The following is a 13,277-nucleotide window of genomic DNA, read 5'->3' as shown; positions in this document are numbered from 1 at the left end:
CGCCCCGTACTGGCCGCAGCTCGGTTGTCCGCAGCGACAGCGGCCAGCGCCGCTGTCATCGCCCCCGCTTACGGTCTGGCGACATGCCAGCTGTTGTTCAGAAAACCATCGCCCGTCTTGTCACCGGGCTTGGTGTCCTTGGCCCAGAAGTACAGAGGCCGCCCCTTGTAGGCCCACTGTTTGCTGCCGTCATCGCGCGTCACCACACTCCAGTCGCCAGTGGGTGCCGCATTGGCCTTGGCCATCAGCGGCGGCCAGTTGGTGGCGCAGGGCCCGTTGCAGACGCTTTTACCGCTGCCGGCAGTGTCCCTGTCGAACACATACAACGTCATCTGGTTCGGCCCCACCAGCATGCCATCGCGAATGGTGCTGGGCGAGTTGTCCTTGGCATGGGGAGCCATGGAACAGGCCGCCAGCAGCGCCGGTGCCAGAACAGTGAGGGAAATCATGCGGATCATGGTGTGGTCTCCTTGCTGTGAAATGGCGGCCTGCGGCCGGATGGACGGTAGCCAACGCAGCGCCCTGCCCGGCATGGGCAACGCGGTCTGCCACCGCAGCCGCACTGGCTGCGACAGCGCCCGGGGGCACATGGCCTGCTCCCGCCGTGTCCATCACTCCGGCAGGGCAAGACCATGCAGTCTCCCTCCATCCCAGCTACACGGTGTAACCGTTGGTGCGTTGTACACGCTTTCTGTGGTGCCCTGCGGTGCGCCTCCCGCCACCCGCATGCGGTGCAGCCACAGTCCAGCATCTTTTTTTGCACGGCACGCAGAACTTCCGGCCGACCACGCCATCCCAGGACTGCTCCGTGGCAGCCGCATGGATTCAAAAACCATCCCACCAGACTTGATGCGCTCTACCCGGACAATGCATGCAACATTTTTGATAGCAGAACCTACCCATGAGCACCCACAGCTTTCAACTGCCCTTCTTCACCATCGGCGATCTGGATGGACTGAGCGGCGATGACACCACGCGCACCGCCCACATCGACATTTCCGCCGACTGCCTGCCCGTGGCCGCCACCCTGCGTTCCGCCCGCCAATGGCTGGTGGAGCAACATCCTGCCGTCGACATGGAGTGCGCCGCCGACCTGCCGCTGCGCGGCTTTTTCTCCTTCCAGGGCCCGCAAGGCCATGAAGGTCTGAACGTGGACAGCGCCCAGTTGGTCGCAATCGACGAGGGCTTTGTGGTGCGTGCCAGCCTGGACAATGGCGTGTGCGTGGAAACCGATGTACTGAGCCTGGACGGCCTGGCCTGACCCGCCTGCCGCAGCGGTGGCGCGTACCACACCACAGCCCGCTTCCTGCGGGCTTTTTGGTACCTGGGCCGCACGGCACACGGTCACCCGTCAGTCGCAGGGCAGCGCCGCCCCGTCTCGGCAGGCCACTCTCTGCCGCATGCCACGCCCTCGCAGCTTGTAATTTTTTCTATCAAAGCAAGCACTCCCATGCTCACGCATGCATAGCAGCTTGTGCATACCTGGTGCGCTTGAACAACGTTTCTGCATTTCAATTCCGGTACATTCGACGCAGCAACTGTTACTGACGGAGAAAACCTTGCGCGCACGCACTGCCTGGCTGCTGGCCCTGACCTCTTCTGCCCTTGCCCTGAGCGGGTGCAGCGCCCCTGCCCCCACGCCCACCACGCAGGCCCCCACCAACACCACGCGCAATACCGCAGTGGGGGCGGCCGTGGGCGCCGTGGCCGGCGCGGGCGTGGCCCATGCCACGGGCGGCAAGGCCGCTGTGGGCGCGGTGGCGGGTGCGGCCGTGGGCGGCACCGTGGCCTATCTGTGGTCCAGGAACATGGAACGCCAGCGCCTGGAACTGGAGCGCGCCACCAAGGGCACCGGAGTGAAGGTCAGCCGCACCGACGACAACCGGCTCAAGATGGTCTTTCCCGCCGACATCACCTTCAACAGCCACAGCGCCGAACTGCAGCCCCAGGCCCGCACCCTGCTCAGCCGCTTTGCCGACAGCCTCAAGCGCCACCCCACCACGCATGTGCTGATCGTGGGCCACGCCGATAGCAGCGGCGGCCCGCACATCAACGACCCGCTGTCCAAGGACCGCGCCAATGCGGCACGCAACTACATCTTCCAGCAGAAGGTGATGGGCCCGCGCATCCAGACCGAAGGCCGGGGCGCCCGTGAACCCGTGGCCAGCAACGACACACCGGCCGGCCGGGCCAAAAACCGCCGGGTGGAGGTGTTTGTGATGGAACAGCGCCGATAAACAGCTGCCGGGGGCAACCCTGCCCCAGGAGGATGCCCGCCGCCCTCCATGCCGCAACAGCCTCGTCCGCACGCGGACCGGGCTGGTGCAGTGTCAGCGTGCAGCGGCTTCCAGCTCCGCCCGGCCCAGCACAAAGGCCGGGTTCTCGGTCAGCGTCTCCAGCGCCATGTCGATGAACGCCCGCACACGGGCAGGCTGGGCGCTGCGGCTGCCCCAGTACAGATACAGGCTGTGCTCCTCCACCAGGTACGGCAGCAGCACCGGCACCAGACGGCCTGATCGGATGAACGGCGCCGCCGTCACCCCCGTCAGCTGGCCCAGCACCTGGCCGTCCAGCACGGCCTGCAGCTCCAGTTCTTCGTCATTGGTGCTGAAGGCCGGCGTGATCGCCTGGTAGACCACCGCGTCCCCTTGCCGCAGCTGCCAGGGCATGGGGCGGCCGGTATCGGTGCGCAAGAACACGCTGCAGCGGTGCCGCGCCAGCTCGGCCGGCGTGCGTGGTGCGCCCTGCCGCTCCAGATAGGCCGGCGCCGCGCAGACGATCAGCTGCAGCGCAAACAGCCGCCGCGCCACCACGCCTTCGGCCGTGGCAGGCCCGCCGCGAAAGCCCACATCCACCCGGTCCTCCACCCAGTTGCCTACATGGTCGTCCAGTTGCACCTCCAGCTGCACGGCGGGGTGGCGGGCACTGAATGCGGACAACAGTGGTGCCACCACCGGGCGAAAGGTGGAACGCGGCCCCACCACCCGCAGCGGCCCGGCGATATCCTCCTTGGCATGCTGCACACCGGCCAGCGCCTGCTCCAGGCTGCGCACGGCCGGCTGCACCGTGGCCAGCAGCTGCCGCCCCTCGGCCGTCAGCGCCATGCTGCGCGTGGTGCGGTGGAACAGGCGCACGCCCAGGTGCTTTTCCAGCTGGGCCAGCGCCTGGCTGGCCGCCTGGGCGCTGACGCCCTGCTGCTGCGCCGCCCGGCGCAGGCTGCCCAGCTCAGCCGTGTGAAGAAAGGTGTGCAGCGCGCGCAGTTCATTGATGGGCATGGGCCATGGTAGGGGCAAACACCCGAAAAATTCGTCTACTGACAAATTTCACTTGTAAATCCTTCAAGGCATTGATGGCTAGTGGCTTGTGAATGTGCTTTCTAGAATCTGCTCACAACGGCTGCCACTGCCCTCCTCCTTTCCACCCGGCAGCGGCCAGCACTTTCTTGCGACTTTTCCCACAGGACACCACCATGGTCATGCCCGTGCGCGGCTATGCCGCCCATTCCGCCACCTCTGCACTGGGGCTGTTCAGCTTTGTGCGCCGCGATTCACGCCCCAACGATGTGGCCATCGAGATCGAATTTGCCGGGGTCTGCCACTCCGACCTGCACACCGTGCGCGGCGACTGGGGCGTTCCACGCTACCCCGTGGTCCCCGGCCACGAAATCATCGGCCGCGTGACGGCCGTTGGCGCCGATGTGACGCGCTTTACCGTGGGCCAGCGCGTGGGCGTGGGTTGCATGGTCGACTCCTGCCAGCACTGCCCGGCCTGCGCCCAGGGGCTGGAGCAGTACTGCGAGAACGGCATGACCGGCACCTACAACGATGTGGACCGCCAGGATGGCACGGCCACCCAGGGGGGCTATTCGGAACGCATCGTGGTCTCCGAACAGTTTGTGGTGAACGTGCCCGAAAACCTGGACCCTGCCGGCGCCGCCCCGCTGCTGTGCGCAGGCATCACCACCTGGTCGCCGCTGCGCCACTGGAAGGTGGGCCCCGGCAGCAAGGTGGCCGTGGTCGGCCTGGGCGGCCTGGGCCATATGGCGCTGAAGCTGGCCAAGGCCATGGGTGCCGAAGTGACGCTGTTCAGCCGCAGCCCGGGCAAGGAGGCCGATGCCCAGCGCCTGGGTGCCAGCCACGTGGTGATCTCCACCGATCCCGCGCAAATGAAGGCCGTGCGCGGCCAGTTCGATCTGATCATCGACACCGTGCCCTATGTGCACGAACTCAACCCCTATGTCAGCACCCTGGCGGTGTCCGGCACGCTGGTGCTGGTGGGCTACCTCGGCCCGCTGGAAGAAATGCTCAACACCGCCCCCATGGTGATGGGCCGCAAATCGGTGGCCGGATCGGTGATCGGCGGCATTGCCGAGACCCAGGAGATGCTGGATTTCTGCGGCCAGCACGGCATCACGGCCGATATCGAGCGCATCGATATCGGCAGCATCAACGACGCCTACGAACGTATGCTGAAAAGCGATGTGAAATACCGTTTTGTGATCGATATCGCCTCGTTCCAAAGCGCTGCGTGAGGGCAATACCCCGCACTACCCAGTGACTGCAGGAGCAGGACGGCCATAGCCTCAGGTGCTCACGGCATCGGTCAGCCGAACCATGCCCAGCTCCCTGCCCGTCAGCGGAAAGCAAAAAAGCCAGCGGTTCGCTGGCTTTTTTGTATGGGCAACGCAAAGTGCGCCGGCTTATTCCACCCGGAAGATGCCGCTGGGCTTGAAGGTCCAACCCGCGGCCTTGCCCTTGCTGCCGCGCTTGCCGGCCGCGTTGTTCAGGCTGCGGATTTCCAGGGTTTCTTCCCGGTCCTTGCCGCCGCGCCCGTTGCCCGTGATGCGCACGCTGCGGGTGTAGGCTGCCGCCCCCACCAGGCTGGCCTTGTCCTCCAGCTTCATCAGCTGCAGGCCGCGGCCGCCGCTCATCAGCTTCAACTCGGACAGGGCATAGGTCAGCACATGGCCATCACTGGACAGGCAGGCCACATGGGTGGCGGCCGGTGTTTCGGCGCCGTCGGCCGCGGCGGCGGGGATGGCGGCCAGGTTGCTGGGCAGGCACAGCGTCTCGCCGTCCTGCACCGTCACAAAGGACTTGCCCGCCTTGTTGCGTGCCACCATGGATTCCAGCTTGGCCACAAAACCGTAGCCGCCGGAGCTGGCCAGCAGCAGCTGGCTGTCGGCACTGCCCGCAAAGTAGGCGGTGATCTGGCTGCCGGACTCCAGGTCGATCATGGTGGTGACCGGCTGGCCATCGCCGCGCCCGCCGGGCAGGCTGGAGACGGCCACGCTGTAGACGCGGCCGTTGTCGCCAAACACGATCAGCTGGTCCACGGTGCGGCATTCGAACGTGCCCCACAGCTGGTCGCCGGACTTGAAGGTGAACACCGCGGCCTCGTGGCCATGGCCCTGGCGCGTGCGGACCCAGCCTTTTTCGGAAATGACCACGGTCACCGGTTCATCCACCACCTTGACCTCGGCCACCACCTTCTTTTCCGCCTGGATCAGGGTGCGGCGTGCATCGCCAAACTCTTTGGCGTCGGCCTTGATTTCCTTGACCATCAGGCTGCGCAGCGCCTTGGAGTCCTGCAGGATTTCTTCCAGCCCCTTCTGCTCGTCGCGCAATGCGGCCAGTTCCTGCTCGATCTTGATGGCTTCCAGCCGCGCCAACTGGCGCAGGCGGATTTCCAGAATGTCTTCGGCCTGGCGTTCGGACAGGTTGAAGCGCTCCATCAGCGCCGGCTTGGGCTCGTCGCTGGCCCGGATGAGGGCAATCACCTCATCGATATTCAGCAGCACGGCCTGACGGCCTTCCAGGATGTGGATGCGGTCCAGCACCTTGGCCAGGCGGTATTCGCTGCGGCGGGTGATGGTGGCCTGGCGGAAATCGATCCACTCCTCCAGCATCTGGCGCAGCGGCTTCTGTACCGGTTTGCCATCCAGCCCGATGCAGGTCATGTTGATGGAGCTGGACGTTTCCAGGCTGGTGTGGGCCAGCAAAGCAACCACCAGCTCGGACTGCGGCACCTTGCCGGTCTTGGGCTCGAAGACGATGCGCACCGGCGCATCCTTGCTGGACTCGTCGCGCACGCCATCCAGCACCGCCAGCATGCTGGCCTTGAGCTGGTTCTGCTCCTGGGTCAGCGCCTTCTTGCCGGTCTTGACCTTGGGGTTGGTGATGTCCTCGATCTCTTCCAGCACCTTCTGCGTGCTCACCCCCGGAGGCAGCTCGTTGACCACCAGCTGCCACTGGCCGCGCGCCAGCTCCTCGATCGTCCAGCGCGCGCGCACCTTCAGGCTGCCGCGGCCGCTGCGGTAGGCCTCGGCAATGTCATGGCTGCTGCTGATGATCTGGCCGCCGCCGGGGTAGTCCGGACCGGGAATCAGTGCAAACAGCTCCTCATCGGCCAGCGCGGGTTTTCTGATCAGCGCCACGCAGGCCTCGGCCACTTCCAGCAGGTTGTGGCTGGGAATTTCGGTGGCCAGACCCACGGCAATGCCGCTGGCGCCGTTGAGCAGCGAGAACGGCAGGCGTGCGGGCAGCTGCTGTGGCTCTTCGGTGCTGCCGTCGTAGTTGGGCACGAAGTCCACAGTGCCCTGGTCGATCTCGTCGAGCAGCAGGCGCGTGATCTTGGACAAGCGGGCTTCGGTGTACCGCATGGCTGCGGCGCCATCGCCGTCGCGGCTGCCGAAGTTGCCCTGGCCGTCCACCAGCGGGTAGCGCTGGTTGAAATCCTGCGCCATGCGCACCAGCGCGTCGTAAGCCGACTGGTCGCCATGGGGGTGGAAACGGCCCAGCACATCGCCCACCACGCGGGCGCTCTTGACCGGCTTGGCCGCGGTGTTGCCGGTGCTGCCGCCATAGGACAGGCCCATGCGGTCCATGGCGTACAGAATGCGGCGCTGCACGGGTTTGAGGCCGTCGGCCACATCGGGCAGGGCCCGGCCCTTCACCACGGACAGGGCATATTCCAGGTAGGCGCGCTGGGCGTAGGCGCCCAGGTCCAGCGAGTCACCGCCCTCGGCGGGGCGTGCAAGGTCTAGCGTCAAATGGTCACTCATGGAAGAAAGTTCGGGGTAGTACTCAGGTCCGCAGCCGGCTGGTCGCCGCGCAGCTCCATGCGCACCCGGCCAGCGCCGGGGACGGCCGCCTGGCGGCCTCCGCGTGCGGCCACCGGGGCCGAGGCGCCGGGCTGCAGCTGTTCATACAGCGCCAGCACGGTGCGGACATAGTTTTGGGTTTCTTTGTACGGGGGAATCGCCTGGCCGAAGCGTTTGACGGCGTTTTCCCCTGCGTTGTAGGCGGCCAGCGCCAGGTCCAGCCGACCCGGGAACATGGCGATCAAATACTTCAGGTAGCGGGCACCGGCCTGCAGATTGGTGGCGGGGTCGGTCAGCTTGGCGGCCACCGAGCGGCGCGCATCGGCGCGCACACCAAAGCGCTCGGCCGTGGCCGGCAGCAGTTGCATCAGCCCCACAGCGCCCTTGGGCGAGACCACATCCACATCGAAGCCGGATTCGGTGGCGATCAGGGCCTTGAGCAGCTCGTAGTCCAGCCCGGTATTCTGCGCGGTGTGCTCCACATGGCGGCGCACCCGCTGGTACTGGGCCGAGGACGAGAAATACGCTGCCAGCTTGCCGGCCGATGCCACGGACGCCGCATCCACCTTCAGGCCCGAGCCAGTGCCCCTGTGCCGGGGCGTGCCGTCGCGCTGGGAATCGAAATCATCGCCCTGGAAGAACAGGCGGTAGCGCTCATCCAGCGGCTCGGCCGCAAAGTGGGTCACGCCCTGACCATCCACATAGGCCCAGATATCGGCCCGTGCAGTACCGGGCAGCGCCAGGGCCGCGGCAGCCGCCAGCCAAAGGGTCAGCAGCAGCCGTCGGTACCGGGCGTACCGCCCTCTTTCACCGCACAGGCGCAGTCCCGCCGGGCGTGCCGCGCGCTGCGGCCATGCCCGTAAAGTCTGCAGCCATGCAATGAAAGACAGCGGCATGGCAGGCCTCAGATGTCCAGATCCACTGCGTCGCCGTGCAGCTCCATCAGCTCACGGCGCGAGGCAGCCTCGCCCTTGCCCATCAAACGGGTCATCAGGTGCTCGGTCTCCTGCAGCGGCATGGTGTCGACCTGCACCGGCAGCAGGCGGCGCGTGTCGGGGTTGAGCGTGGTTTCCCACAGCTGCTCGGCGTTCATCTCGCCCAGGCCCTTGAAGCGGCTGATCTGGCATTTCTCGCGCGCCACACCTTCCTTGGCCGCTTTTTCCAAAATGGCGTTCAGCTCGCTTTCATCCAGCGCATAGACCTTGGCGGCCGGCTTCTTGCCGCGCGCCGGCACGTCCACGCGGAACAGCGGCGGACGGGCAATGCACACATGGCCGGCCTCCATCAGCTTGGGGAAATGCTTGAAGAACAGTGTCAGCAGCAGCACCTGGATGTGGGAACCGTCCACGTCCGCATCGGACAGGATGCAGATCTTGCCGTAGCGCAGGCCGGACAGATCCACCGCGTCATCCGGACCGTGCGGATCGACACCGATGGCCACCGAGATGTCGTGAATTTCGGTGTTGGCAAACAGACGGTCGCGGTCCACTTCCCAGGTGTTGAGCACCTTGCCACGCAACGGCAGCACGGCCTGGGTCTCCTTGTCCCGTCCCATCTTGGCGGAACCGCCGGCCGAATCACCTTCGACCAGGAACACCTCGTTGTGGGCCAGGTCGCGGCTTTCGCAGTCGGTGAGCTTGCCGGGCAGCACGGCCACGCCGGAGCCCTTGCGCTTTTCCACCTTCTGGCCGGCGCGCTGGCGCGTCTGCGCGGCCTTGATGGCCAGCTCGGCCAGCTTCTTGCCGTGCTCCACATGCTCGTTCAGCCACAGCTCCAGCGCCGGACGCACAAAGCCCGAGACCAGGCGCACGGCATCACGGGAGTTCAGCCGCTCCTTGATCTGGCCCTGGAACTGGGGGTCCAGCACCTTGGCCGAGAGCACATAGCTGGCGCGGGCGAACACATCGTCCGGCATCAGCTTGACGCCCTTGGGCAGCAGCGAATGCATGTCGATGAACGCCTTGACCGCCTGGAACAGGCCGTCGCGCAGGCCGCTGTCGTGCGTACCGCCGGCGGTGGTGGGAATCAGGTTGACATAGCTCTCGCGCAGCGGTGCGCCTTCTTCGGTGAAGGCCACACACCAGGCCGCACCTTCGCCTTCGGCAAAGTTGTCGTTGTGCCGGTCGGCAAAGCCCTCGCCCTCGAACAGGGGAATGACGGGGTCGCCCGCCAGGCTTTGCGCCAGGTAGTCGCGCAGGCCGCCCTTGTACTGCCAGCTTTGTGTGTCGCGGTTCTTGTCGTTGACCAGGGACACGCTCACGCCGGGCATCAGCACCGCCTTGCTGCGCAGCAGGTGCACCATCTCGCCCATGGGCAGGTTGGACGATTCAAAGTACTTGGCGTCCGGCCAGGCGCGCACCGTGGTGCCCTGCTTGCGCTCGCCGCTTTGCAGCGGGCGCACGGTCAGGGGCTCGATCACATCGCCACCGGCAAACACCAGATGGGCCACCTTGCCGTCGCGGTGCACGGTGACTTCCATGCGCGTGGACAGCGCATTCGTCACCGACACGCCCACGCCATGCAGACCGCCGGAGAAGCTGTAGGCGCCGCCCTGGCCCTTGTCGAACTTGCCACCGGCATGCAGGCGGGTGAAGACCAGCTCCACCACGGGGGCGCCTTCTTCGGGGTGCAGGCCGAAGGGAATGCCGCGGCCATCGTCTTCCACGCTGACCGAGCCGTCGGTATGCAGCGAGACCTTGATGCGCTTGCCGTAGCCCGCCAGGGCTTCGTCGGCCGCGTTGTCGATCACCTCCTGCAGGATGTGCAGGGGGTTGTCGGTGCGGGTGTACATGCCGGGGCGTTGCTTGACCGGCTCCAGGCCCTTGAGGACGCGGATCGAACCTTCCGAATATTCGGGAATGGAAGTAGAGGGTTTGGCTGCCATGGGGGCGGATTGTAGTGCGCGCGCCAGCGCACAGCTGGATAAATAAACAGTTACCCCTGACGCCATTGCTTGCACATGCACGAGCGCCGGGGCATTTCCGGGCGCAACGCTAACACAGCAGGCTGTCGCGCCGGAGTCCATTCGCAAGGTGGGGCTGCCCCACAGTCAGGGGGTGAACTGGATACATTCCACAGCTATGCAAAACCAAAACAACACCTCCAACCGCCTGCCCATGCTGCAGGTGCTGCTGTGCGGGGGCGCAGTGGTCACCTTGTCCATGGGCATACGCCACGGCTTCGGCCTGTGGCTGCAGCCCATCACCCAGGAAATGGGCTGGACCCGCGAATCCTTTGCCCTGGCGATTGCCATCCAGAACCTGTCCTGGGGCGTGCTGGGCATCTTCGTGGGCATGATGGCCGACAAGCTGGGCGCCTTCAAGGTGCTGATCGGCGGCGCCATTCTGTATGCGCTGGGACTGGTGGGCATGGCGCTGTCGCCCTCCACCTTGCTGTTTGCACTCACGGCCGGGGTGCTGATCGGTGCGGCCCAGGCCGGCACCACCTATGCGGTGATCTATGGCGTGCTGGGGCGGCAGATTCCACCCGACCGCCGCAGCTGGGCCATGGGCGTAACGGCCGCAGCCGGTTCGTTCGGCCAGTTCTTCATGGTGCCGGTGGAAGGCGGGCTGATTGCACAGTTCGGCTGGTCCAACGCGCTGCTGATCCTGGCCGTGATCGCCCTGGTGATTGCCGCCCTGGCCTTTGGCCTGCGCGAGCCCGGCTTTGGCGGCACGGCAGGCGCTGCACCCCAGCGCGACCAGACCATTGGCCAGGCCCTGGCCGAAGCCTGGACCAACCCCAGCTTTGTGCTGCTGCTGTCGGGCTACTTTGTCTGCGGCTTCCAGGTGATGTTCATCGGCGTGCACATGCCCAGCTACCTGAAAGACTTTGGCATTGCGCCCCAGGTGGCCAGCTATTCCCTGGCGTTGGTGGGCCTGTTCAACATCTTCGGCACCTACATCGCCGGGAATCTGGGCCAGAAAATGCCCAAGCGCTACCTGCTGTCGGGCATCTACGGGCTGCGCTCGGTGGTCATCATTGCCTTCCTTCTGGCCCCGCTGTCGCCCTGGTCCGTCTACCTCTTCTCGGCCGCCATGGGCTTTCTGTGGCTGTCAACCGTACCACTGACCAATGCCACCATCGCCCAGATCTTCGGTGTGCAGCATCTGTCCATGCTGGGCGGTTTTGTGTTCTGCAGCCACCAGGTGGGCAGCTTCCTGGGTGTGTGGCTGGGCGGCTACCTGTATGACCGTAATGGCAATTACGACATGGTCTGGTATCTGGCGATTGCGCTGGGCATCTTTGCCGCCGTCGTCAACCTGCCGGTGCGCGAGCAGGCCCTGGTCCGCAAGTCGGCCGCCGCCTGACCGGTCTCCCACCACCGTTCAGCGCTACCATCGCAGCCATGCACACCCCCGGCACCGCACCGCACTCTGTCCCGCCCCGGCTGCACGGCTGGCGGCGGGCGCTGGTCTGGGCGGCCATTGCCGCGGTGCTGGCAGCAGTGTTTGCCCTGTATCTGCAGCCGGACTTCATGGTCACACTCGCCAACCAGGTCTGGGCCTGCTTCTGAGCCTGGGGGCAGCCCGCCCCGGCGGCATGGCCGGGAGGTCTCATGCCCCGCATCCTCATCACCGGTGCCTCTGACGGCATCGGCGCCGAAATGGCACTCCAGCTGGCACGGCACCACCAGCAGTCGCTGCAGCTGACCCTGGCCGCGCGCAACCTCGACAAACTGCAGTCCGTGGCGGACCAGTGCCAGGCCCATGGCGCCCAGTTGCTGGCCGTGCCCACCGATGTGTCCGACGAGGCGGCCTGCCGCGCCCTGGTGGCACAGAGCGCGCAGCAGTTTGGCGGCCTGGACGTGCTGGTCAACAACGCCGGCGTATCGGCCCACGCCCTGTTCGAAGAAGTGAGTGCCGAGCACCTGGCCTGGTACGAGCAGCTGATGCGCACCAACTTCTGGGGCAGCGTGTGGTGCACCCATGCCGCCTTGCCGCACCTGAAAGCCTCGCACGGCAGCATCGTGGCCGTGTCCTCGCTGGCCGGACTGGTGGGCGTGCCCGGGCGTACGGCCTACAGCGCCAGCAAGTTCGCCCAGGCCGGCTTTTTCGAAGCGCTGCGCGCCGAATTGAAACCGGCCGGCGTCAGCGTGACCACGGCCTACCCCGGCGTGGTGGACACCCGCATCCGTTACCACGGCTACAACGCCCAGGGCCAGGCCGCCGGCGTCAGCAGCCTGAAGGAGGAACATGCCATGCCCGTGGCCGAATGTGCGCGGCTGATCCTGCAAGGCATGGAACGCCGCCAACGCGAGGTGGTCATGACACGCCAAGGAAAACTGGGCCGCTGGGTCAAGCTCATTGCCCCCGGCGTGGTGGAACGCATGGCACTGGCGGCCCTGCAGCGCCCGCTCGGCAGCCATTGACCCTGGTCATCCCAGGCCGTCTGCACCACCTGCCCTCCAGGTACAGGCTGCTATAGTTTTCTACATGATCCACGCCACGCCACCAGCCTCCACACTCCCGCAAGCCCAGCCAGCGCCTTCCCCCTGGATCGAGCGCTGGCGCCATCTGCTGCCGGCCAGCTGCAGCGTGCTGGATGTGGCCTGCGGCAGTGGCCGCCACCTGCGCTGGCTGGCCGCCAATGGACACACCATGACCGGGGTGGACCGCGATGCAGCCGCGCTGGCCGCCCTGCCCGGTCTGGGCGAACTGGTCTGTGCCGATATCGAAAACGGCCCCTGGCCGCTGCCGGGGCGCCGGTTCGGCGCGGTGGTGGTCACCAACTACCTGTGGCGCCCCCTGTGGCCGCAGATCCTGGACAGCGTGGCGCCCGGCGGCGTGCTGCTGTATGAGACCTTCGGCCAGGGCAACGAGGCTTTTGGCAAGCCCTCACGCCCGGACTTTCTGCTGGCCCCCGGCGAGCTGCTGCAGGTCTGCACCGGCTGGCAGGTGGTGGCCTATGAATGCGGCCAGCTGCGCCAGCCCGACCGCGTGGTACAGCGCATCGCCGCCATCCGCCCAGCGGGCAGCGCGCTCCCTGCCCGGCTGACGCCTTAACCCGGTCGCCCGGCCTTCCACCGGTTCGGCGCCTTCAGCACGGGCGGCCTGCGGTCGCCTTGGAACCAGAACCCCACCCCCGCTCGGTCTGCCAAGGTCTGTGGCGCAGGCACACCGCACGCCATAGCAAGGCGTCCCGGCAACACCAGCCCGTCCCCGGGGTTGCTCCT

The 13,277-nt window shown here is 66.3% G+C and carries 12 protein-coding genes; 7 read left to right on the top strand and 5 right to left on the bottom strand.

Annotation, left to right across the window (positions count from 1 at the left end):
• Nucleotides 1-68: 68 nt before the first annotated feature.
• Nucleotides 69-458 carry a COG4315 family predicted lipoprotein gene (locus QM470_RS12470; protein WP_066539152.1) on the bottom strand — a complete coding sequence of 130 codons (390 nt, stop codon included), beginning with the start codon at nucleotides 456-458 and terminating at the stop codon, nucleotides 69-71.
• 443 nt (nucleotides 459-901) lie between these two features.
• Here QM470_RS12470 and QM470_RS12465 point away from each other — a divergent pair, with 443 nt between their 5' ends.
• Together QM470_RS12465 and QM470_RS12460 are read left to right on the top strand one after the other, a co-directional pair.
• Nucleotides 902-1,261, top strand: a complete 360-nt coding sequence (locus QM470_RS12465; RefSeq protein WP_283339491.1) for a hypothetical protein — start codon at nucleotides 902-904, stop codon at nucleotides 1,259-1,261.
• A gap of 298 nt (nucleotides 1,262-1,559) precedes the next feature.
• Nucleotides 1,560-2,237 (top strand): YiaD family glycine zipper/OmpA-like lipoprotein, encoded by a 678-nt coding sequence (locus QM470_RS12460; protein ID WP_280011028.1) that lies wholly within the window; start codon nucleotides 1,560-1,562, stop codon nucleotides 2,235-2,237.
• Between the two features lie 93 nt (nucleotides 2,238-2,330).
• Here the strand turns inward: QM470_RS12460 and QM470_RS12455 are convergent, their stop codons facing one another.
• Nucleotides 2,331-3,275 carry a LysR family transcriptional regulator gene (locus QM470_RS12455; protein ID WP_283339490.1) on the bottom strand — a complete coding sequence of 315 codons (945 nt, stop codon included), beginning with the start codon at nucleotides 3,273-3,275 and terminating at the stop codon, nucleotides 2,331-2,333.
• Nucleotides 3,276-3,469: 194 nt separating this feature from the next.
• Between QM470_RS12455 and QM470_RS12450 the strand changes: the two genes are divergently transcribed.
• Nucleotides 3,470-4,531, top strand: a complete 1,062-nt coding sequence (locus QM470_RS12450; protein WP_283339489.1) for an NAD(P)-dependent alcohol dehydrogenase — start codon at nucleotides 3,470-3,472, stop codon at nucleotides 4,529-4,531.
• Between the two features lie 168 nt (nucleotides 4,532-4,699).
• Here the strand turns inward: QM470_RS12450 and parC are convergent, their stop codons facing one another.
• The 3 genes from parC to QM470_RS12435 are packed head-to-tail and all read right to left on the bottom strand — an operon-like array spanning nucleotide 4,700 to nucleotide 9,986.
• The gene (parC, locus tag QM470_RS12445; protein WP_283339488.1) at nucleotides 4,700-7,063 is read right to left on the bottom strand and encodes a DNA topoisomerase IV subunit A; all 2,364 of its coding nucleotides are present in this window, start codon (nucleotides 7,061-7,063) and stop codon (nucleotides 4,700-4,702) included.
• Nucleotides 7,060-7,998 carry a lytic transglycosylase domain-containing protein gene (locus tag QM470_RS12440; RefSeq protein ID WP_283339487.1) on the bottom strand — a complete coding sequence of 313 codons (939 nt, stop codon included), beginning with the start codon at nucleotides 7,996-7,998 and terminating at the stop codon, nucleotides 7,060-7,062. The genes parC and QM470_RS12440 overlap by 4 nt, the downstream gene beginning before the upstream one ends.
• Nucleotides 7,999-8,006: 8 nt before the next feature.
• Nucleotides 8,007-9,986 (bottom strand): DNA topoisomerase IV subunit B, encoded by a 1,980-nt coding sequence (locus tag QM470_RS12435; RefSeq protein ID WP_218332686.1) that lies wholly within the window; start codon nucleotides 9,984-9,986, stop codon nucleotides 8,007-8,009.
• A 232-nt stretch (nucleotides 9,987-10,218) separates the two neighbouring features.
• Here QM470_RS12435 and QM470_RS12430 point away from each other — a divergent pair, with 232 nt between their 5' ends.
• The 4 genes from QM470_RS12430 to QM470_RS12415 all read left to right on the top strand — a co-directional run bounded on the left by QM470_RS12430 (nucleotide 10,219) and on the right by QM470_RS12415 (nucleotide 13,107).
• Complete coding sequence (locus QM470_RS12430) at nucleotides 10,219-11,412, top strand: MFS transporter (RefSeq protein ID WP_283339574.1); 1,194 nt, start codon at nucleotides 10,219-10,221, stop codon at nucleotides 11,410-11,412.
• Nucleotides 11,413-11,450: 38 nt separating this feature from the next.
• Nucleotides 11,451-11,618: a hypothetical protein gene (locus QM470_RS12425; RefSeq protein WP_280011023.1), complete on the top strand. Its 168-nt coding sequence runs from the start codon at nucleotides 11,451-11,453 to the stop codon at nucleotides 11,616-11,618.
• A gap of 42 nt (nucleotides 11,619-11,660) precedes the next feature.
• Nucleotides 11,661-12,473 carry an SDR family oxidoreductase gene (locus tag QM470_RS12420; RefSeq protein WP_283339486.1) on the top strand — a complete coding sequence of 271 codons (813 nt, stop codon included), beginning with the start codon at nucleotides 11,661-11,663 and terminating at the stop codon, nucleotides 12,471-12,473.
• Between the two features lie 64 nt (nucleotides 12,474-12,537).
• Nucleotides 12,538-13,107, top strand: a complete 570-nt coding sequence (locus QM470_RS12415) for a class I SAM-dependent methyltransferase (protein WP_283339485.1) — start codon at nucleotides 12,538-12,540, stop codon at nucleotides 13,105-13,107.
• Nucleotides 13,108-13,277: the final 170 nt, after the last annotated feature.

The sequence above is a fragment of the Comamonas sp. 17RB genome (assembly GCF_030056555.1).
GTDB lineage: Bacteria > Pseudomonadota > Gammaproteobacteria > Burkholderiales > Burkholderiaceae_C > Comamonas > Comamonas terrigena.
Note: the sequence above shows the minus strand (reverse complement) of the source record. Positions and strands in the feature narration are given on the sequence as shown.

What these genes read in the sequence shown, in the direction of transcription:
- QM470_RS12440 (WP_283339487.1), bottom strand. Translation starts at nt 7,998, where the DNA reads ATGCCGCTGTCTTTCATTGCATGGCTGCAGACTTTACGGGCATGGCCG.
- QM470_RS12420 (WP_283339486.1), top strand. Translation starts at nt 11,661, where the DNA reads ATGCCCCGCATCCTCATCACCGGTGCCTCTGACGGCATCGGCGCCGAA.
- QM470_RS12455 (WP_283339490.1), bottom strand. Translation starts at nt 3,275, where the DNA reads ATGCCCATCAATGAACTGCGCGCGCTGCACACCTTTCTTCACACGGCT.
- QM470_RS12425 (WP_280011023.1), top strand. Translation starts at nt 11,451, where the DNA reads ATGCACACCCCCGGCACCGCACCGCACTCTGTCCCGCCCCGGCTGCAC.
- QM470_RS12430 (WP_283339574.1), top strand. Translation starts at nt 10,219, where the DNA reads ATGCTGCAGGTGCTGCTGTGCGGGGGCGCAGTGGTCACCTTGTCCATG.
- QM470_RS12435 (WP_218332686.1), bottom strand. Translation starts at nt 9,986, where the DNA reads ATGGCAGCCAAACCCTCTACTTCCATTCCCGAATATTCGGAAGGTTCG.
- QM470_RS12465 (WP_283339491.1), top strand. Translation starts at nt 902, where the DNA reads ATGAGCACCCACAGCTTTCAACTGCCCTTCTTCACCATCGGCGATCTG.
- QM470_RS12415 (WP_283339485.1), top strand. Translation starts at nt 12,538, where the DNA reads ATGATCCACGCCACGCCACCAGCCTCCACACTCCCGCAAGCCCAGCCA.
- QM470_RS12450 (WP_283339489.1), top strand. Translation starts at nt 3,470, where the DNA reads ATGGTCATGCCCGTGCGCGGCTATGCCGCCCATTCCGCCACCTCTGCA.
- QM470_RS12470 (WP_066539152.1), bottom strand. Translation starts at nt 458, where the DNA reads ATGATCCGCATGATTTCCCTCACTGTTCTGGCACCGGCGCTGCTGGCG.
- parC (WP_283339488.1), bottom strand. Translation starts at nt 7,063, where the DNA reads ATGAGTGACCATTTGACGCTAGACCTTGCACGCCCCGCCGAGGGCGGT.